This is a genomic window from Paenibacillus sp. 01L418, from assembly GCF_056400045.1.
Genome location: NZ_JBFTSN010000809.1, coordinates 1 through 967, shown reverse-complemented (window position 1 = coordinate 967; position 967 = coordinate 1). Strand labels below are relative to the sequence as shown.

Genomic DNA, 967 nt, shown 5'->3' with positions numbered 1-967 from the left:
TGTTCGAGGAAGGCAAACAAAATGGCTATTTGGTGAAAAAGCCAAACGGCGATGTATGGCAATGGGATTTGTGGCAGCCAGGCATGGCGCTCGTTGATTTCACAAACCCAGCAGCATGCGAGTGGTACGCAAGTTATCTGCGTGATCTTGTCGATATGGGTGTGGACAGCTTTAAAACCGACTTCGGTGAGCGTATTCCGACCGATGTCGCTTATTTTGACGGCTCCGATCCGATGAAAATGCACAATTACTATACTCAGCTTTATAACAAAGTCGTATTTGAAGTGCTTGAAGAGAAGCTTGGCCGAAACGAAGCTGCTTTGTTTGCCCGTTCAGCTACGGCAGGCGGCCAGAAATTCCCCGTACATTGGGGCGGCGACTGTTATGCGGACTATGAGTCCATGGCAGAGAGCTTGCGCGGCGGCTTGTCGCTTGGGATGTCGGGCTTTGGCTTCTGGAGCCACGATATTGGCGGATTTGAGAATACTGCGCCAGAGCATGTATTCAAGCGTTGGTTAGCTTTTGGTTTACTGTCCAGCCATAGCCGCCTGCATGGAAGCAAATCGTATAGAGTGCCTTGGGCATACGATACGGAAGCGGTAGATGTTACTCGCTTCTTCACGAAGCTGAAATGCCGGATCATGCCTTACTTATTTAATACAGCTGTTCAAGCAACTGAGCAGGGCTTGCCTTCGATGCGTGCCATGGTGCTTGAGTTCCCTGAAGATCCGACCAGCGAAATGCTGGACCGCCAATACATGTTGGGCGACTCTATACTGGTAGCTCCTATTTTCAACGAGCAGGGCCATGTAACTTATTATTTGCCAGCTGGAAAATGGACGCATTTGTTATCCGGAGAAATTGTAGAAGGCGGCTCATGGCGCAAAGAGAAATATGACTTCTTTAGCCTTCCACTATTCGTTCGTCCTAATTCCATTATTGCGCTTGGAGCGAATGAGGTTAAACC

General features: G+C 49.0%; 1 protein-coding gene. It reads left to right on the top strand.

Translation table 11 applies throughout. The annotated features are described in order from the left end of the window. Positions 1-967 (top strand): alpha-xylosidase (yicI, locus tag AC1DSE_RS35795; protein ID WP_477529184.1); only part of this gene is annotated, 967 nt, incomplete at both ends.